The organism is Rhodanobacter sp. AS-Z3 (assembly GCF_029224025.1).
GTDB lineage: Bacteria > Pseudomonadota > Gammaproteobacteria > Xanthomonadales > Rhodanobacteraceae > Rhodanobacter.
Map to the genome: position 1 here is coordinate 2,285,067 of NZ_CP119392.1, position 18,933 is coordinate 2,303,999.

Genomic DNA, 18,933 nt, shown 5'->3' on the forward strand with positions numbered 1-18,933 from the left:
CATGGCCGTCGCGCAATCAAGCAGAAGGCCACCTTGCGGTGGCCTTCTGATCAATCCATCACTGGAGAAAACAACTCAGCCGCGCGAGGAGCGCTTGCGATCGTTCTCGGTGAGGTTCTTCTTGCGCAGGCGGATCTCTTTCGGAGTGATCTCGACCAGCTCGTCGTCGTCGATGAAGTCCAGCGCCTGTTCCAGCGTGAACTTGATCGCCGGGGTCAGCTGGATCGCATCGTCCTTGCCGGAGGCGCGCATGTTGGTCAGCGGCTTGGGCTTGATCACGTTGACGGTGAGGTCATTGTCCTTGGCGTGGATGCCGACCAGCTGGCCTTCATACACGTTGTCGCCTTCGGCGGCGAACAGCTTGCCACGCTCCTGCAACGGCCCGAGCGAGTAGGCCGGGGTGCTGCCACCCGCGTTGGCGATCATCACGCCATTGAGGCGCTTGGCGATCTGGCCGTCTTCCTTCGGACCGTAATGGTCGAACACGTGGAACAGCAGGCCCGAACCCTGGGTCAGGGTCTTGAACTGGTTCTGGAAGCCGATCAGGCCACGCGCCGGGATCTCGTAATCCAGACGCACGCGACCCTTGCCGTCGGACTCCATGTTCTTCAGCTGGCCTTTGCGCGCACCGAGGCGTTCCATCACGGCGCCCTGGTGGACTTCTTCCACGTCGACCACCAGTTGCTCGATCGGCTCCATCTTCTGGCCGTCGATTTCCTTGATGATCACTTCGGCACGCGACACCGCCAGCTCGTAGCCTTCGCGACGCATGTTCTCGATCAGCACCGACAAATGCAATTCGCCGCGGCCGGAGACCAGGAACTTGTCGGCGTCCGAACCTTCCTCAACCTTCAGCGCCACGTTGTGCACTTGCTCGCGCTCGAGGCGCTCGCGCAGCTGGCGGCTGGTGAGGAACTTGCCGCCGCTCAGATCCTTGTTGCCGGCGAACGGCGAGTTGTTGACCTGGAAGGTCATCGAGATGGTTGGTTCGTCGACAGTCAATGCCGGCAGCGCCTCGGGCGTGTCCAGCGCGCAAATGGTGTCGGAAATGGTCAGGTCGGAAATACCCGAGATGGCCACGATGTCGCCGGCCTCGGCGCTGTCCTGCTCGATCCGCTCCAGGCCGAGGAAGCCCAGCACCTGCATCACCTTGCCCTGGCGCTTCTTGCCGTGCCGATCGATCACGCTGACCGGCATGCCCTTCTTCAGGGTGCCGCGCTGGATGCGACCGATGCCGATCACGCCGACGAAACTGCTGTAATCGAGCTGGCTGATGCGCATCTGGAACGCGCCGTCCGGGTCCACGTCCGGCTTGCTGACGTGCTGCATGATCGCTTCGTACAGCGGGGTCATGTCGCCTTCGCGGACGTCATCATTGAGACCGGCGTAACCGTTCAGCGCCGAAGCGTAGACGATCGGGAAGTCCATCTGTTCCGGCGTGGCACCGAGACGGTCAAACAAATCCCAGACCTGCTCGACCACCCATTCCGGACGCGCGCCCGGACGGTCGACCTTGTTGATCACCACGATTGGCTTGAAGCCCATCGCGAACGCCTTCTGCGTCACGAAGCGGGTCTGCGGCATCGGGCCGTCCATCGCGTCGACCAGGATCAGCACCGAGTCGACCATCGACAGCACGCGCTCGACTTCGCCGCCGAAGTCAGCATGTCCCGGGGTGTCGACGATGTTGATGCGATTGCCGTTCCAGGTGATCGCGGTGTTCTTGGCCAGGATCGTGATGCCACGTTCCTTTTCCTGGTCGTTCGAGTCCATTACGCGTTCGGCGAGCACGGTGCGCTCGCTGAGCGTGCCGGACTGCTTGAGCAGACAATCGACGAGGGTGGTCTTGCCGTGATCGACGTGGGCGACGATGGCGATATTGCGCAGGTTTTCGATAGACATGGGATCGACTCGGGCGGCTCAGGGCCGTCACGCAGGTTTTTTGAAGGACGAATTAACCGATTATACGGACTTGTGAGCCAACTTGCCCGTCATTTCGATTTTTCGTTCATCTGCGGGGCGACGGTGGCCGCTCCGGCCGGTCATCCATTCGAGTTGCCAGCGGCTCAGACCACGCCGAACAAGTAGTACGCAGCAATCACCACCAGCACCGCGAGCGTCTTGATCACGGTGATCGCGAAGATGTCCTTGTACGCCTGCCGATGGGTGAGTCCGGTGACGGCCAGCAGGGTAATGACCGCACCATTGTGTGGCAGCGTGTCCATGCCACCGGAGGCCATGGCAGCTACGCGATGCAGCACTTCCATCGGAATGCCGGCGGCATTCGCGTTGGCAATGAAGGTTTCCGCCATCGCGCCCAGCGCGATGCTCATGCCGCCGGAGGCCGATCCGGTGATGCCGGCCAGCGCGGTGACGGTGACCGCTTCGTTGATCAGCGGGTTGGGAATCGAGTGCAGCGCATCGGCGACCAGCTTGAAGCCGGGCAGGGCGGCGATCACTGCACCGAAGCCGTATTCCGAAGCGGTGTTCATGGAGGCGAGCAACGCGCCGCTCACGGCGGCCTGGCTACCCACGGCCAGTCGCGTGGTCACCGCGCGCCATGCAAAGATCAGCACGCACAGCACGCCGATCAGCAGGGCGCCTTCCACCGCCCAGATCGCGGTGAGCTTGGACACTTCCTGCACCACCGGATGGGCGTGGCCGACCACGCTGGGCAGGAACGACTGGGTTTCGCCATACGCGCGGGGAATCACGTCGGTGAGCAGTTTGTTGCAGACGCCAACCAGCACCAGCGGCAGCAGGGCGATCAACGGATGCGGCAACGTGGCGGCTTCGAACGGTACCGGTTCGTTCAACAGGTTATCGCCGTAGCCTTCGTCCGCGGCGGCGGCCTTGCGTCGGCGCCAGTCCAGATAGGTCAGGCCGACAATCAGGATGAACACGCCGCCGATCGTGCCCAGCCATGGTGCGGCCCACGTTGTGGTGCCGAAGAACGACGTGGGAATGATGTTCTGGATCTGCGGCGTGCCCGGCAGCGAGTCCATGGTGAAAGTGAACGCGCCCAGCGCGATGGTTCCCGGTATCAGCCGCTTGGGGATATCCGACTGGCGGAACAACTCAGCCGCGAACGGGTAGACCGCGAACACCACCACGAACAACGACACGCCGCCGTAGGTCAGCAGCGCACATACCAATACGATCGACAGAATCGCCCGACTGCGGCCAACCAGGCCGATGGTTGCCGCGACGATGGATTTGGAGAACCCGGACAGCTCGATCAGCTTGCCGAACACCGCGCCCAGCATGAATACCGGGAAATACAACTTGAGGAAGCCGACCATCTTGTCCATGAACAGGCCGGTGAACATCGGCGCGACCAGTGACGGATCGGTCAGTAATACCGCGCCCAGCGCAGCGATCGGCGCGAACAGGATGACGCTGTAGCCGCGATACGCCGCGAACATGAGGAAGCACAATGCGGCCAGCACGATCAGGAACGCCATCCGTGAATCCCCCGCTTATCAATAACGACAGGCGTCGAGTATCCCGGACGCCTCCGGACGAGGGCACTGTACGAAGGTACAAGTGCTGCTTCGGCACAGCCCACCTAAGCTCACTCCATCAGCATTCGCGCGAGCGGTGCATTTACTGTCGCATCCGCGCAAGCGATGCCTTCAACTGCAAGGGGACGTCATGAAACGCACGTATCTGAGTTCGGCGATTGGTCTGGTTTTGGGTCTGGCTTTCATCGCACCGCTGCAGGCGCAGCAGGCCGCCAGCAGCCCGGCTGCCAGCAAGCCGACCGCAGCGAAGCAGGCTGAGGCCAAGGAGCTGCAGGAAGTGACGGTCAGCGCACGGCGTCGAGATGAATCGCTGGAGAAGGTGCCGGTAGCGGTCACCGCCTTCAGTGGCGAGGACATGAAAGACCTGCAGGCCAACAGCATCGACGGACTGCAGAGCGCGGTGCCAAACATGAACATCGTGCAGGGTCGCGGTTCGTCATCGGCGGTCAACATCTTCATTCGCGGCATCGGTCAGCCCGATGCACTGCAAACCTTTGATCCCGGCGTCGGCATGTATGTCGATGACGTTTACTACTCGCGTATCCAGGGCGCGCTGATCAGCCTGTTCGACGTGGAGCGCGTTGAAGTGCTGCGTGGCCCGCAGGGCACGCTGTACGGCAAGAATTCCACCGGCGGCGCGGTGAAGGTAGTCACCAAGAGCCCACCGGAGGCCACCGAAGGTTCCGTCGAAGCCGGCTTCGGTAACTTCGGCCGGCGCGAGGGCAAGTTCTATCTGGGTGGCCCGTTGGCAGGCGCCTGGTCGGCATCGATCGCCGGTGCGGTGACGCGGACGGATGGCTATGTCACCGATCCGGCCACCGACCACAACTACAACGACGAAAACACCAAGGCCGTGCGCGGCAAGTTGCGCTATCACCCATCGGAGAATTTCGATGCGGTGCTGAGCCTCGACTACACCAAGATGGACACCGGCCTGACCCTCGGTCAGCCGGTCTCCTCCCTGACGCAGACCGTCCTGCCATTGAACACCACCGTGGTGTTGTACACGCCGAACCCGAACCAGAAGTATGACTTCAAGACGCATACCTCACTGCCCACGAACGACGGTCAGCACCTGAAACATGGTGGCGCGGCGCTCAACATGAACTGGAAGCTGTCTGACCAGTGGAATTTCAAGAGCATCACGGCGTTCCGCAAGCTGGACAGCGATTCCTACATCGACATTGACGCATCGAAGTTCTCGCTGGGTGACGTGCTGGTCGATTTCCACCAGAAGCAGGCCAGTCAGGAGCTGCAGCTGCAGTACGACAATGGCAGCAACCTGCAGGCGGTCTATGGTCTGTACTACCTGCGTGAAACCGTGCCGTCGCATCAGGAGGCGTATGCCAACGATCTGTTTTCCAACGGCGGCGTTCCGGTCAGCTTCCTGCGTACCATCGACGACGACCTGACCACGACCACTTATGCGGGCTTTGCTCACATGAACTGGGAATTCGTGCCGAGCTGGACGCTGGCTGCGGGCGTGCGTTACAGCAGTGACCACAAGGATTACGACCGCACCACCAGCATCTTCTGGAACTCCACCTCGTTGTATCTGGGCTTCATACCGTTCCCGGCGCTGAATGGCTCACCGGTGGCGTTTAACGGGAACAAGCGCTGGAACGCGTGGACACCGAGCGTCAGTCTGCAAAAGCAGATCGACCCCCAGACCATGGCTTACGTGTCGGCCAGTCGCGGCTTCAAGTCGGGTGGCTTCAATGGTCGGGCAAACTCGGCGGCGGAAACCCTCACTGCCGAGTACAACCCCGAATACGTGTGGACCTACGAGCTGGGCCTGAAGTGGCGTTCGGCCGACAACAAGTTGCAGGCAAACCTGGCGGCGTTCCATAGCGACTACACCGACTTCCAGGCACGCGTTTCTGAAGTGCAGAACCCAGGTGCGATGCGGCCGACGTTCGCCTTCCCGGTGATCAACGCGGCGAAGCTGAAAATGGATGGCGTGGAATTTGAAGGCGCTGCCGTGTTCGACGATGGTACCCGCCTGTCCGCGCAGGTCGGCTACATGAATGCGCGCTACGCCAAATTCACCGATCACCGCCTCAATCCGAGCGACCCGCTGTACAACCCGAGCCTGCATGATCATGTCCCGTTCTCGCCCACCTGGACCTCGCGTCTGGCAGCGACACACGCGTTCAATTTGAGCAGCGGCAGTGCCATTACCATTGGCGCTGACTGGGCTTACCGCGGTGAAACCTGGCTGAGCGTGGACAACTACGCAGCGTTGAGTCAGAAGGCGTACTCGGTGACCGGCCTGTTCGGTGTTTTTGACTCCGCCGATGGCCACTGGCAGTTCCGCACCGGCGTGCGCAATCTTGGCGACAAGGTCTACAAGACCGACGGTCAGGAATTCTCCAGCGTAGGCAACATCCGCACGGCGTACTACGGCATGCCGCGCAACTGGTACGCCAACCTGCGCTATAACTTCTGATCCACTGCTGGTGTAGGGCGGGCACTGCCCGCCGCATTCCCGTTCGATCATCAGGCGGGCGGCGGGCATGGCCCGCCCTACACGTCGCTCAATCGATAGCACGGAGCTGACCAATGAATACCCGATGGGTAGCCCGCCTGATTTGGCTGGCCTTGCTGACCAGCGCCGGCAGTGCCTGCGCAAAAGATCCCGGGTCCAGCCTGCCAAAATTGAAAATGGATGCGGGGCGTGTGGCCGTGGTCGGTCTTTCGTCCGGTGCCTATATGGCCACCCAGGCCAACCTGGCGTATCCGGAGTTGTTTCCGAATGCCGCGATGGTTGCTGGTGGCCCCTACGGCTGTGCCGGCGGCAAATTGGACGTGGCGCTGGGCAGTTGCATGAAGGGCGTGCCGGAGCCGGATGTTGCGGCGTTGGTGATCACTGCTGGCAAACGCTCCGCAGCTGGCGAAATCGGTGCGCTGCAGGATCTGGCGCATTCACGCATCTATCTGTTGCACGGCACGGACGATGCTCTGGTCACACCGACGGTTGCGGAAGCCGGCGCACATTTCTATGAGCAATTGCGCGATCACACGCCCGGTCTGACGAGCATGCAGGTGCATGATGATGGCCAGCGCGCGTTCGCCCACAATCTGCCAGTGGTAGGCAGCGGCGATGATTGTGACAAGTCGGTAGCGCCTTATCTGGGTCACTGCGGTTTTGATGCGGCAGGTGAAATCTTCGCGCAGATGTTCGGCAAGCCTTCGCATGCGCCAGGCCAAGCGCGTGGGGAGTTGCGCAGCTTTGATCAGAATACGTTGCGGCCTGACGGTGCCGATGCCTTCATGGCTGATACGGGTTACGTTTACGTTCCGGCAGCCTGCGCGGCTGGGAAGCCGTGCGGGTTGGTGGTTGCCTTCCACGGCTGCAAGCAGAATGCAGATGCGGTAGGCGAGGCCTTTGTAAAGGATGCCGGCTTCAACCGCTGGGCCGACGTTTACGGCGTCGCGGTGCTATATCCTCAGACACGCGCAAGCTTTGCGCCTTTGAATCCGCAAGCATGCTGGGACTGGTGGGGATATTCGGGAGCCGACTACGACAGCCGCCACGGCGTGCAGCTGCGCTGGCTGGTGAACGCAGTGCACGCGTTGGGCTTGCCAGCCGGGCATTGATCGCACCCCATGCCGATAATCACGACGTTGTTGTAGGAGCGCACCCTGTGCGCGATGCTTTTGCTTTGTCTGCGGCATTCAAGGCAAGAGCTTTCGCCTGCCTTCGGCACGCGAGTTACTTTCTCTTTGCGTGGCCAAAGAGAAAGCTAACCAAAGAGAAAGGCCACCCCACTTGGCGCTTGCCGGGCATCCATGCCCGGCAAGTCCGTGAGTCGTGGCCGGGCTTTTCGAACGGGCATCCTGCCCGTGCGAAAAGGAGTCGACGTCCTGTCGACTCCCGCTGCGCGGCCTGTCGACCCCGCCTCACCGCCGCACAGGGGCCCCGGGTAGAGCAGCGGGCCATCCTGACCCGCATTCGGTGGAGAGCTGAAAGGCTTGAGAGCACCAGCAACAGCGTGAACAGAAGCGGAGGCGAAGCACCGCTTTGCTGTTGCTCTGCTGTTGTTCCGGCTTTTCTGAAGAGTGCGCGCAGGATGCGCGCTGCTCTACCCGGGCCCCCTCTGAAGCGGCGGGCGGGCGAAGGAAAGCCCGCAGGGTGGTTTGCAGGGATGCGAACCAGTTTGGCGTCAGTCCATGGATGGACTGTCGACAAACCCCGTAGCCCGCACGCGGACTTTCCGGGCAGGGATGCCCGGAAAGCGCGCAAGCGGGGTGGCCTTCTCTTTGGTTACCTTTCTCTTGGCCACGCAAGAGAAAGTAACTCGCCCTCCGAAGGAGGACGAAAGCTCTTCGCTTCGAAGCTTTCGGTTCACGAGAAGCAGCAAGCAGCGGCATCGCAACTGAAGTCGCTCCTGCACCCGTTTCAGCAGGCATGCCCCGCATGCTGAGCGCCAGCGTCATCGCGATCGCCGCGCTGTGCTGGCTTGGCCTGCTGTTTGGCGTGGCGTTGCTGGGCGAACGTCGCCCGCACATCTTCGAGAAGCGCTGGGCGATTGTTTACGCGCTGTCGCTGGCGATTCACTGCACCTCGTGGACGTTCTACGGCACGGTAACCCAGGCCAGCCGGTCAGGTTGGTGGCTGCCGCCGACGTTTGTCGGGGCGATCCTGATGTACGTATTCGCGCTGAAATTCCTTGGCCGACTGGTGCGGCTGGTGCGCGAGTACAACGCCGGTTCGCTGGCTGACCTGATTGCCGTGCGTCTGGGTCGCCACTCGGGTCTCGCCGCGCTGGTCACGGCGGTAGTGGTGATCGGGATCGTGCCGTACATCGCGCTGCAGCTGAAAGCCGTGGCGATGAGTTACGCGATCCTCAGTCAGGGGCAATTGGCCGAGTCTGATCCGTGGCAGGACAGCGCGTTGTACGTCGCCTTGCTGATGGCGTTGTTTGCGATGTTGTTTGGCACGCGGCGCGCCTCGACCATGGCGCACAACCGCGGTCTGGTGCTGGCGATGGCGTTCGAGTCGCTGTTCAAGCTGGGTGCAATGCTGGCGCTGGGCACGTTGCTGTTCACCGCCTTGCCCGCGGGGTTGCCGGCCACGTTGCCGACACCACCGGACAGCGGTGGGTTTCCCGCGTTGATCCTGCTCGGCGCGCTGGCGATGTTCACCATGCCGCATCAATTTTACGCGGGCATTGTCGAATGCCGCGATGACGGGCAGCTGCGCACCGCGCGCTGGCTGTTCCCGTTGTACCTGTTGCTGATCTCGTTGCCGATTCTGCCGCTGGCGCGGCTTGGCGATGCCTGGCTGGGTGCCAGCGGCGTGTCGTCGGACATGTATGTGCTGGCCTTGCCGCTGGCGCGTGGTGAGCATGGTCTGGCGCTGGTGGCTTTCCTCGGAGGCCTGAGCGCGGCGACCAGCATGGTGGTGATCGCCACGCTCACGCTTAGCTTGATGGTGGTCAACCACTTCATTGCACCGTTGCGCGTGCGCTCGGGCTGGGGCCGCGACGAACAAGGCGACCTGCGCGGCGCGCTGCTCAATTACCGGCGTGTGGCGATCGTGGTAGTGATCCTGCTGGCGTGGGCCTACAGTCGGGTGCTGGCGCGCAACGAAGCGCTGGCCGACATTGGCGCGATTTCATTTTCGGCGCTGGCCGGCTTGGCACCGGCGCTGCTGGCCGCGGTCTATCGGCCGCAGTTGGGTTCGCGCGCGGTGATTGCCGGCTTGGCTTCGGGAACGCTGGTCTGGATGTATGCGGTGTCGCCGACGCTGTTGCCGGCGGCGCATGGCTGGCTGCACGACGGTCCGTTCGGCCTGCACTGGTTGGCCCCGGATGGGCTGCTTGGACTGGGCAACTGGAATCGGCTGGGCCGTGCCGTGGTGGTCAGCTTGCTGGTGAACGGCGCAGTGATGTTGATGGTGGCCGGCTCGCGTTACGGACGCGCGGCCAGAGCAGTCAGCGTGGGTGAGGTGGGGCTGGTTGAACTGCGCGCACTGGCTGCGCGGTTTCTGCCAGGCGAACGAGTGGAGCACTTGTTCAACACGGTGTCGCTCAATGGTCGGGCCGGCAGCGCCCAGGTAGCGCAGGTGGAGCACGAGCTTGCTGCGGTGATCGGCGCGGCATCGGCGCGCCTGTTGTTGGAGGTGGTGCATCGGCAGGGGCGCGACGATCTCGACACCGTGGTCGCCATCGTCGGTGAGGCCGCGGAGGACCTGCGCTTCAACCAGCGGGTGCTGGAAGCGGCGCTGGAAAACATGAGCCAGGGCATCTGCGTGGTCGATGCCGAGCTGCGACTGGTGGCCTGGAACACGCCGTATGAACGGTTGTTCCATTACCCGCGCGAACTGTTGCAAGTCGGCCGGCCGGTGGCCGAACTGACCCGCTACAACATCGATGCCGGCCTGCTTGGCTCCGGTGAAGTGGAGGCGCGCGTACAGCGTCGGCTGGCGCACATGCGTTCGGGCACGCGGCATCTGTCCGAGCGAAAATTTCCTGATGGCACGGTAGTCGAGATCCGTGGCAACCCGATGCCCGGTGGTGGCTTTGTGGCTACCTTCACCGATGTCACCGCGTTTCGCCAGGCCGAGGGCGCGCTCAAGCGCGTCAACGAGACGCTCGAATTGCGAGTGCAGGAACGCACGGGCGAGCTGGCGACCGCCTCGGCGGAGGCGCAGGCGGCGAATGATGCGAAGAGCCGCTTTCTTGCCGCCGTTACCCACGACTTGATGCAGCCGCTGCATGCGGCGCAACTGTTCGCGCATTCATTGACCGAGCGCGGCGGCGATGCGGTCACCGCGCAACACCTCAATGGTGCACTGGCAGCCACCGAGGGCTTGCTCACCGGCTTGCTCGATGTGGCCCGGCTGGAAGGTGGTCGTCTGCACCCGCAGTTGCGATCGTTTGCGCTGGCCGAGGTGCTGGACCCGCTGGCGGCGGAGTTCCGTGCGATCGCCGCCGATCACGGTGTGCATATGGACGTGGTCGGCACGCGAGCCTGGGTACATTCCGATCCGCAGTTGCTGCGTCGCGTGCTGCAGAACTTCCTGTCCAACGCCTTGCGTTATGCCGAGCGCGGTCGGGTGTTGCTGGGTGTGCGGCGGCGTGGCGGCTGTTTGCGTATCGAGGTGTGGGACAACGGCCCCGGCATCGCCACGCACGAACAGCAGCTGATTTTTCAGGAATTTCGCCGAGGCAGTACGGCGGGCGGGCAGGGGCTGGGGCTGGGTTTGTCGATTGCGCAGCGCATGGCCGATCTGCTGGGTCATCCGCTGGGCCTTCGCTCCTGGCCGGGTAGCGGCAGCGTGTTTCATGTGGACTTGCCAATCGCCTTGCCGTTGGCCGCATCGAGTGCTGCCGTAGCGGTACCACGTGCGTTGCCGGCCGGCCGCGCATTGCTGCTGGACAATGAGCCTGCCGCATTGGCTGCGCTTGGCAACCTGCTGTCACGCTGGGGCTGGCAGGTGCACGCCGCCCGCAATGCCGAACAGGCATTGGCGGCACCGTGGCGAGCGGACCTGCACATTCTCGACTTTCATCTGGATGGCGGACACACCGGGCTGGACGTGTGGAAGCTGTTGCACGAGCAGCATGCCGACGTACCGACCGTGATGCTGACGGCGGATCGCGACAGCGACTTGCGCCAGCGCTTGCAGGAACTGGGCATCAGCGTGCTGTACAAGCCGCTGAAGCCAGTCGCGTTGCGCCAGGTGCTGCAGCGGGTGGCGGTCAATCTGGAACGGGGCTGATCGGCTCTAAGCCAGCCGTCCCGGCTCGCCCAGTTCCAGCGATTTCAGCAACATCCCGGCCTGGGTGCGGTTTCTCACCTTGAGCTTCTCGAAGATCGCCGTGACGTGAGCTTTCACCGTGCGCTCCTGGATATTCAGGCGATCGGCAATCTGCTTGTTGAGCATACCCTGGGCGAGCAGGGTGAGTACGCGATATTGCTGTTCGGTGAGACGGGCGAGACGACTGGCAAGGTCGGTGTCGGTGCGGTCGGCCGGTAGTGCGGCCACCGCTTCGGCAAGATGCGGCGGCAGCCAGTGGCCACCATTGAGCACCTGTTGAATTGCCTCACCGATCTCTCCGGGGCTGGCGCTCTTGGGGATGAAGCCGGCAGCACCGTGATCGAGAACGCGGCGAATCACCTGCGGCTCGTCATGCGCGGAAACCACCAGCACCGCCACGCCGGGATACTGTCCGCGCAAGGCGGCCAGTCCGGACAGGCCGTGGCTGCCGGGCATGTGCAGGTCGAGCAGCACCAGATCGATATCCGGGGCGGCTTGCAGCGCGTCGAACACGGCGGCGAGATCGGCAGCCTCTTTCAGCTCGCACTCCGGCAGACTCTCGCTGGCAGCCAGACGCAATGCGGCACGGAACAAGGGGTGATCATCGGCAATCAGCAGGCTGGTCATGACGTCGAAGGTATCCGGCTGTTGGCACCACGTCGAGTTTGCTGTGGTGGCCGTGCTGGACTTTTGTACGATGGCATCCTGTCACCGGCTTGCTAAGGTCGTGGAATGAAGAATTCCGCCCGTCGTCTGCTTGTACTGTTCTGCTTGGTTCCCGCATGCGTCATGCTGTTCGCTTGTGCAAGCCATGAAACCGGGAAGGAATCTGCCATGTCAGAGGTCGATTACGGCGAAGTGCGAGTAACCGAGCATCGCGGTCACGACGATTTGTTGAGCGCGGGACTGGGTCTTGCCGGCCTTGCCGCTGCGCCCGTGCCGTTTGCCGACCCGCTGGACCCCAGCGCCGAGGCATTGCGTCGGCGCGCCATCCAGACCAGTTGGAAAGGTATTGCCGACCTGGGGCCGCTAGGTGGCTACGGCAGCTTGTATGGTGGTGTTCCCGATGTGCCGGGGCGCGAATATCAGGCGTTTGCACGGATTCCCGGCGCACGTGCGCCGCACCGCGTGCTGTTGCAATTGCCCGATCATTTCGATCGACAGAAACGTTGTCTGGTGGTGACTGCTTCATCCGGTTCGCGTGGGATCTATGGTGCGATCGCGCTGGCCGGTGCATGGGGCCTGCCGCATGGTTGTGCGGTGGCGTATACCGACAAGGGTACCGGCTCGGGTTACTTCGATTACGCCGACAACAGTGGCGTGGCACTGGATGGCCGCCGTGCGAAGCGTGGTGAGGCGCCGCTGGAATTCCAGCCCTTGCCGGGACCGCCAGCCAAGGGTATTGCGATCAAGCACATGCATTCGGGCGACAACCCGGAGGCGGCGTGGGGCCAGCATGTGATTCAGGCGGCGCAGTTCGGCCTGGCCATGCTTGATCGCGCCTACCCGGAAGAGGCGCCGTTCACGCCGGAAAACACCAAAATCATTGCCACCGGTATTTCCAATGGTGGCGGCGCGGTGTTGCAGGCGGCCGGGCTCGACAGAAATGGTTTTTTCGCCGGCGTGGTCGCACTGGAGCCGAACGTCCACGTGCAGGATCACGGTCGTGCGCTTTATGACTACGCCACTGAAGCGGCAATCTGGCTGCCGTGCGCGCTGAGTGCAGAAGCATTTGCCGGCGTGCCGATGGCGCGTGGTCCGCGTGGCGCTGCGTTGCCGGCATGGCCGATTCGTTGCGCCAGCCTGCGCGCGCAAGGCAAGCTCAGTGGCAGCACGTTGATCCAGCAGTCGGAGCAGGCGCGCGAGTATCTGCACGCGCGCGGCTGGACCGACGAGGCGATGAGCACGGCTGCGACCACCACCGCATTTGATCTCTGGCGCGTGGTCGCCGCGGGTTATGCATCGTCCTACCTGCGTCGCAGTGCCAGTGAAATGCCGTGCGGCTTCCACTACGCGGCGATCGCTGCGGATGGTGCGCCGGGTGTTGCGGATCAGGCCACGCGGGCGGCGTGGTGGGCCGATGGTTCGGGTATTCCGCCGGGTAATGGCATCGGCCTGTTCGGTGGCGTCAACGTATCGGCCGATCCCACGCTGTTTGGTGATGAATGCCTGCGTGCGCTGTGGACTGGCGACGATCACGAGGCGCAAGCGCTGCATGCGTCGGTGGCCGAAACCGCCGCGCGTATGCCGCGACAGGATCTGCCGATGTGGGTGCTGCACGGTGCCAGTGATGGCTTGCTGCCGACCGCTTTCAGTTCCGAGCCTTATGTGGAATGGCTGCGCGACGAGGGGCGTCGCCCGATTTACTGGAAGGTGCCGCACGCACAGCACTTCGATGCTTTCCTGGCCTTGCCGGGCTTTGGTGACCGCCACGTGCCGCTGTTGCCGTACGGCTATTTCGCGCTGGATCGTCTGTGGGCGCACCTGTACGACGCCGCGCCATGGCCGGCAAATCCGCCGACACCCGTGGCCCAGCCACGCGGAGCTGGCGCCTTGACCAGCCAGATGCTCGGCCTGCCGTAGCGGCGGCGGAAGACTGGAGCCTTTGCCGGAGTGCTGGGTTATTCTTTATGGCCCTGCGCCCATGCCGTGGCGCGGAGCCGCTTTCGAACTTCAAAGGATTTGCGATGACCATCAATGTCACCTTCACCACCAATCGTGGCCCGATCCACCTGCGCCTGCACGAAGACAAGACGCCGGTGACGGTGGCCAGCTTCGTCAATCTGGCCAGGCGCGGATATTACGACGGCTTGTCCTTCCATCGCGTGATCGCCGACTTCATGGTTCAGGGCGGTTGCCCCGAGGGCAGCGGTCGCGGCGGCCCGGGCTACAAGTTCGAGGACGAGTTCAACGCCTCGCTGAAGCATGACAAGCCCGGCGTACTGGCGATGGCCAATGCCGGTCCACGCACCAACGGCAGTCAGTTCTTCATCACCCATGGCCCGACGCCATGGCTGGACGGCAAGCACAGCGTATTCGGCGAAGTGGTCGGCGCGGCGGACATGGACGTGGTCAACGCGATCCAGCAGGGCGACACGATCGAGAAAGTTACCGTGGAAGGCGACGTGGATGCGTTGTTGGCAGCACAGTCGGATCGTGTCAGTGAATGGAATGCAGTGCTCGACGAGCGCGGCTGATCCGCTTCTGCGGGCGCACAGAAAGCCGTCGGTTTCAGCCGGCGGCTTTTTGATGTCATGCCCGCAGAAACTTTCGGCAGTACAGGCCTATGATCGGATAACCACAGTTCCACTTGCTCAGGGAGAAAGCGTATGTCGTTCCTCAATGATTTGCTCGGCGGTCAGAATCAGCAGGCGGGTGCCGGACAGGTAGGTGCAGGTTCGCTGATTGCCGTGGCTGGCCAGTTGATCGAGAAGGCCGGTGGCGTACAGGGCCTGATCGGCATGCTGCAACAGCATGGTTTGGGCGGAGCGGTGCAGTCCTGGGTAGGTACCGGGACGAATCAGCCGGTGTCAGGCGACCAGTTGGGTCAGGCGCTGCAGAGCGGCGGGCTTGGTGCACTGGTGCAGGAAGCCGCAGGCAAACTGGGTGTTGATCCTTCCGTGGTGCTGGGCGGCTTGTCGCAGGTGTTGCCACATGCGGTGGATCACATGACGCCCGATGGCAATGTTCCGGCCGCGGCACAGGGCGGTGGTTTTGATCTCGGCATGCTGGAAGGTCTCGCCGGCAAACTGCTCGGTTGAAGTCACCACGGTGGAGCAATGCTCCACCGTGGTGACTGGTCACGCAGACTTGCGTTTGACCAGGTGATAGAGAAGCAACAGCACGATCGCACCGATCACCGAAGCGATGAAGCCGGCGGACTGTCCTTCCTGATACCAGCCGAACACATTCTGGCCCGCCCAGGTCGCCAGCATCGAACCGGCGATGCCGATGATTGCGGTAATGATGAAGCCGCCAGGGTCCTTGCCCGGCATCAGGAACTTGGCCACCAGGCCAACAATCAGTCCGATCAGAAACACCCAAAGCCAATGCATATGGATCTCCTTTGCTGGTGAGGTCGACCTGCCGATCGGGCAGGTGTTCCTATCATGCACGGATCGAGGTGCTGTGGCGTATCCGTCAATCCATCAGCGCCAGATGCAGGTGGCGTGATAAAATGGCGACTTTGCTCTCCTCCTCGTGCGTGAGATATCCATGCCCCAGCTCGCCCAACGTGTCGGCCGCGCCAAACCCAGCGCGATCATGGTGATTGCCGAAAAGGCGAAGCAGCTCAGGGCTGCCGGCCGCGACATCATCAGCTTCTCGATCGGTGTACCGAATTTTCTGCCCGGTGAGCATGTCTACGCCGCTGCGCGCGAATCGTTGTCGCACGATACCGGTCAATACGGCAGCAATCGCGGTGCCGAGTCGCTGCAGGACGCATTTCTGAAGCATATCGAGGCGTTGGGCTTTCGTGGGTATGGGCGTTCAAATATTTCGATCGGCATCGGTGCGAAGCAGGTGTTGTACAACCTCGCCGAAGCGCTGTTGAACGATGGCGATGAAATCTGTTTTGCCGCGCCGTACTGGACGACCTACCGCGATATCGCGGACATCATGGGCGCCAAGGTCAACGTGATGCACTGCGGGCCGGAGCAGAACTACAAGCTCACACCGAGCCAGCTGGATGCCGCCTTGGCACGCAAGCCGAAGGTATTCCTGTTCAACAACCCGTCCAATCCCACCGGCATGGTCTATACCGGTGCGGAAATCGCCGCACTGGCCGAGGTGCTGTTGAAGCATCCCGACACCTGGGTGATCACCGACGACATCTACAACTCGATGGTGTTCGACGGTCTTGGCTATCACAACTTCGTGTTCGCCAAGCCCGAGCTGCGTGATCGCGTCATCTTCGTCGACTCGGTGTCCAAGACCTACGGCATGCCAGGCTGGCGCGTCGGTTTGCTGGCGGGGCCGGAAATCGTGGCCAAGGCCATCTCCACGCTGAACTCCAACCACATCACCAGCCTGCCCGAAGTGATCACGGCGGCGGCAGTGGCGGCGTTGTCCGGGCCGCAGGATGTGCCGCAGCAGAAGTGCGGCGAGTTCGCCGCGCGGCGCGACACCGTGTTTGCCGCGCTCAGCGCGATTCCCGGTGTGGTCTGCCCGCGACCGCAAGGCGCGTTCTATGCGTTCCCGGATATTTCGGTGGCGTTCGGCAAGAGTCACAACGGTCAGGTGATCAACAACGACGTCGAGTTTTGCGCGGCGTTGCTGGAAGCCAAGGGCGTGGCCTGTGTGCCGGGTTCGGCGTTTGGCGAACCGCGCGCGCTGCGTATTTCGTATACCTGTCCGGCTGCACAACTGGCGCCGGGCCTTGCCCGTGTCACCGAATTTTTTGCCGAGCTGAATTGAACCCGTGAATCGGCAGGGTGAATGGGTGAAGCCCATTTCGCGCGACCGATTCTCCTTTTCCGACTCCCCCTTTCCGGAGATGAAATGATGAAAGCCCCCGTTCGTGTTGCCGTTACCGGCGCTGCCGGCCAGATCGGTTATGCCTTGTTGTTCCGCATTGCTGCGGGCGACATGCTTGGTCCGGATCAGCCGGTGATCCTGCACCTGCTGGAAATCACCCCGGCGCTGCCGTCGCTGCAGGGCGTGGTGATGGAATTGAATGACTGTGCGTTCCCGACCTTGGCTGGCGTGGTTGCCACCGATGACGCCAACGTCGCGTTCAAGGATGTTGATTACGCGCTGCTGGTCGGCGCGCGTCCGCGTGGTCCGGGCATGGAGCGCAAGGATCTGCTGGAAGCCAACGGCGCGATCTTCGGCCCCCAGGGCAAGGCATTGAACGATCACGCTAGCCGCGACGTGAAGGTGCTGGTGGTCGGCAATCCGGCCAACACCAATGCGCTGATCGCCCAGCAGAATGCGCCCGACCTGAACCCGAAGTGCTTCACCGCGATGGTGCGGCTGGATCACAACCGCGCCAAGGCGCAGTTGGCCGAGAAGACCGGCAAGCACAACACCGACGTGAAGAAGATGACGATCTGGGGCAACCACAGCTCCACCCAGTATCCGGACCTGTCGCAGACCACGGTCGATGGCAAGCCGGCACTGAGCCTGATCGACCAGGCCTGGTACGAGAGCGACTTCATCCCCACCGTGCAGCAGCGTGGCGCGGCGATCATCAAGGCACGCGGCGCTTCGTCGGCTGCTTCGGCCGCTTCCGCCGCGATCGACCATATGCATTCCTGGGCGCTGGGTACGGCCGAAGGTGACTGGGTTTCGATGGGCATTCCGTCCGACGGTTCCTACGGCATCGCGCCGGGCGTGATCTATGGCTTCCCGGTGACCGTGAAAAACGGAAAGTACGAAATCGTGCAGGGCCTGCCGGTCAGCGACTTCTCGCGCGCCCGCATGGACGCCACCGACAAGGAACTGCGCGAAGAGCGTGCCGGCGTTGAGCATCTGTTCGCCAGGAAGTAAGTTGGTTCTTCATGCGAGATGAAAAGGGCGGCCTGGGGGACGCCCTCTTTGTGGAGATATTCAGATCAGCTGACGTCAGCCTTGGTGCTGGCGATAGCTCGACGAACATAGTCGAGCAGCGTGCCGTCTACAGCGCTGCCACTGCGCAACTCCGGCTCAGCGGCATATGCTTCGCGGATGCGTGCATGGGTTGCTGGATCGTTGCCGGCATAGGCACAGAATAATTCCATCCAGCGTTTGGCCAACGGCTGCGCGCGCGAATCTTCCGGCGGGATGTTTGCCGCGATGGCCTGCCGCAGTTCGCCGATCAGGGATGGCCATGCATACATCTGTTTGCCGTAGTTGGCATGCATGCGTCGCATCTCGCCGGGTTCGAGATAGCGGGCGAAGATGGCCAGACGGCCCGCGATCATCGACCGCTCCACGAACTGCTCCAGCTCGCGGCTGATGCCGCTGCGCGCACGCAGGCCCGATTCGCTTTCATTCATGTCGTGCAGGCGAGTCAGGAACGCAGGATTGTTGCCTGTACCGCGCTCGACCATCGTCATCCAGCGTTGCGCGAGTGTGTGCGCTTCGGCGTCCTCGGCTTTAGTGCCGCGATCCATGGCGGCTTGTACTTCGTCAACCAGACCGGCCCAGTCGGTGAGGACGTCAGGGTCGGTATGCAACGGCAGGATTTTCAGTTCGTCGGGTGAAAAATATTTTTCATACATGGTCATTAGCTCCAGCGTGCCCAGCCAGTCGGCCAGGTCGGGGGGCTGTCCGGTCGCCAGTTGCTGACGAAGATGCAACAACTGCTCGCGCAGTTGGGTGGCCTTGGCGAGTTCGTGGTTGATTTGCGCGATCTGGCGATCGACCAACTCGGCCAGCGGAGCTTGCGGCCCGGACAGGGCGGTTCCGATGTCGGTCAACGTCAAGCCCAACTGACGCAGGGCCTGGATGCGATGCAGACGTTCAATGTCTGCCCTCGCATAGAGTCGATAACCGGCAGCGGAGCGCAATGCGGGAACGAGCAGGCCGATGGCGTCATAGTGGTGCAAGCTGCGTACGGTCAACCCGCAGCGCCTGGCCAGTTCACCCACGGTCAATTCCATTGTCCTGCTCCTTTCGCATGGCGTGGCGCCGATGTTGGGGGCTCACGTTACGTGAGGG

The 18,933-nt window shown here is 62.6% G+C and carries 13 protein-coding genes; 8 read left to right on the top strand and 5 right to left on the bottom strand.

The annotated features are described in order from the left end of the window. Positions 1–75: 75 nt before the first annotated feature. Both typA and PY254_RS10115 read right to left on the bottom strand, forming a co-directional pair. Positions 76–1,902 carry a translational GTPase TypA gene (gene typA / locus PY254_RS10110; protein ID WP_281011921.1) on the bottom strand — a complete coding sequence of 609 codons (1,827 nt, stop codon included), beginning with the start codon at positions 1,900–1,902 and terminating at the stop codon, positions 76–78. Positions 1,903–2,066: 164 nt separating this feature from the next. After that, on the bottom strand, positions 2,067–3,464 hold the full coding sequence (locus PY254_RS10115; protein ID WP_281011922.1) for a GntP family permease: 1,398 nt from the start codon (positions 3,462–3,464) through the stop codon (positions 2,067–2,069). 190 nt (positions 3,465–3,654) lie between these two features. On the opposite strand from PY254_RS10115, the gene PY254_RS10120 reads away from it, so the two are divergent. From PY254_RS10120 to PY254_RS10130, 3 genes are all read left to right on the top strand, one after another. Beyond that, positions 3,655–5,973 carry a TonB-dependent receptor gene (locus PY254_RS10120; RefSeq protein ID WP_281011923.1) on the top strand — a complete coding sequence of 773 codons (2,319 nt, stop codon included), beginning with the start codon at positions 3,655–3,657 and terminating at the stop codon, positions 5,971–5,973. A 113-nt stretch (positions 5,974–6,086) separates the two neighbouring features. Further along, on the top strand, positions 6,087–7,124 hold the full coding sequence (locus PY254_RS10125; RefSeq protein ID WP_281011924.1) for an extracellular catalytic domain type 2 short-chain-length polyhydroxyalkanoate depolymerase: 1,038 nt from the start codon (positions 6,087–6,089) through the stop codon (positions 7,122–7,124). A gap of 820 nt (positions 7,125–7,944) precedes the next feature. Continuing rightward, complete coding sequence (locus tag PY254_RS10130) at positions 7,945–11,253, top strand: hybrid sensor histidine kinase/response regulator (RefSeq protein WP_281015200.1); 3,309 nt, start codon at positions 7,945–7,947, stop codon at positions 11,251–11,253. 6 nt (positions 11,254–11,259) lie between these two features. Here PY254_RS10130 and PY254_RS10135 read toward each other — a convergent pair whose 3' ends face one another. Continuing rightward, on the bottom strand, positions 11,260–11,919 hold the full coding sequence (locus PY254_RS10135) for a response regulator transcription factor (protein WP_281011925.1): 660 nt from the start codon (positions 11,917–11,919) through the stop codon (positions 11,260–11,262). A 162-nt stretch (positions 11,920–12,081) separates the two neighbouring features. On the opposite strand from PY254_RS10135, the gene PY254_RS10140 reads away from it, so the two are divergent. The 3 genes from PY254_RS10140 (at position 12,082) to PY254_RS10150 (ending at position 15,053) form a co-directional block, all read left to right on the top strand. Continuing rightward, a complete protein-coding gene (locus tag PY254_RS10140) occupies positions 12,082–13,875 on the top strand; it encodes a 3-hydroxybutyrate oligomer hydrolase family protein (protein WP_281011926.1) in 1,794 nt (597 codons plus the stop codon). Positions 13,876–13,979: 104 nt separating this feature from the next. After that, the gene (locus PY254_RS10145; RefSeq protein ID WP_281011927.1) at positions 13,980–14,489 is read left to right on the top strand and encodes a peptidylprolyl isomerase; all 510 of its coding nucleotides are present in this window, start codon (positions 13,980–13,982) and stop codon (positions 14,487–14,489) included. Positions 14,490–14,621: 132 nt separating this feature from the next. Then, a complete protein-coding gene (locus tag PY254_RS10150) occupies positions 14,622–15,053 on the top strand; it encodes a YidB family protein (RefSeq protein ID WP_281011928.1) in 432 nt (143 codons plus the stop codon). 39 nt (positions 15,054–15,092) lie between these two features. Here PY254_RS10150 and PY254_RS10155 read toward each other — a convergent pair whose 3' ends face one another. Next, positions 15,093–15,347 (bottom strand): GlsB/YeaQ/YmgE family stress response membrane protein, encoded by a 255-nt coding sequence (locus PY254_RS10155; protein WP_281011929.1) that lies wholly within the window; start codon positions 15,345–15,347, stop codon positions 15,093–15,095. A gap of 160 nt (positions 15,348–15,507) precedes the next feature. On the opposite strand from PY254_RS10155, the gene PY254_RS10160 reads away from it, so the two are divergent. Both PY254_RS10160 and PY254_RS10165 read left to right on the top strand, forming a co-directional pair. Continuing rightward, positions 15,508–16,707: a pyridoxal phosphate-dependent aminotransferase gene (locus PY254_RS10160; RefSeq protein ID WP_281011930.1), complete on the top strand. Its 1,200-nt coding sequence runs from the start codon at positions 15,508–15,510 to the stop codon at positions 16,705–16,707. A gap of 87 nt (positions 16,708–16,794) precedes the next feature. Further along, positions 16,795–17,781 (top strand): malate dehydrogenase, encoded by a 987-nt coding sequence (locus tag PY254_RS10165; RefSeq protein WP_281011931.1) that lies wholly within the window; start codon positions 16,795–16,797, stop codon positions 17,779–17,781. A gap of 65 nt (positions 17,782–17,846) precedes the next feature. Here PY254_RS10165 and PY254_RS10170 read toward each other — a convergent pair whose 3' ends face one another. Then, positions 17,847–18,875: a MerR family transcriptional regulator gene (locus PY254_RS10170; protein WP_281011932.1), complete on the bottom strand. Its 1,029-nt coding sequence runs from the start codon at positions 18,873–18,875 to the stop codon at positions 17,847–17,849. Positions 18,876–18,933 lie beyond the last annotated feature (58 nt).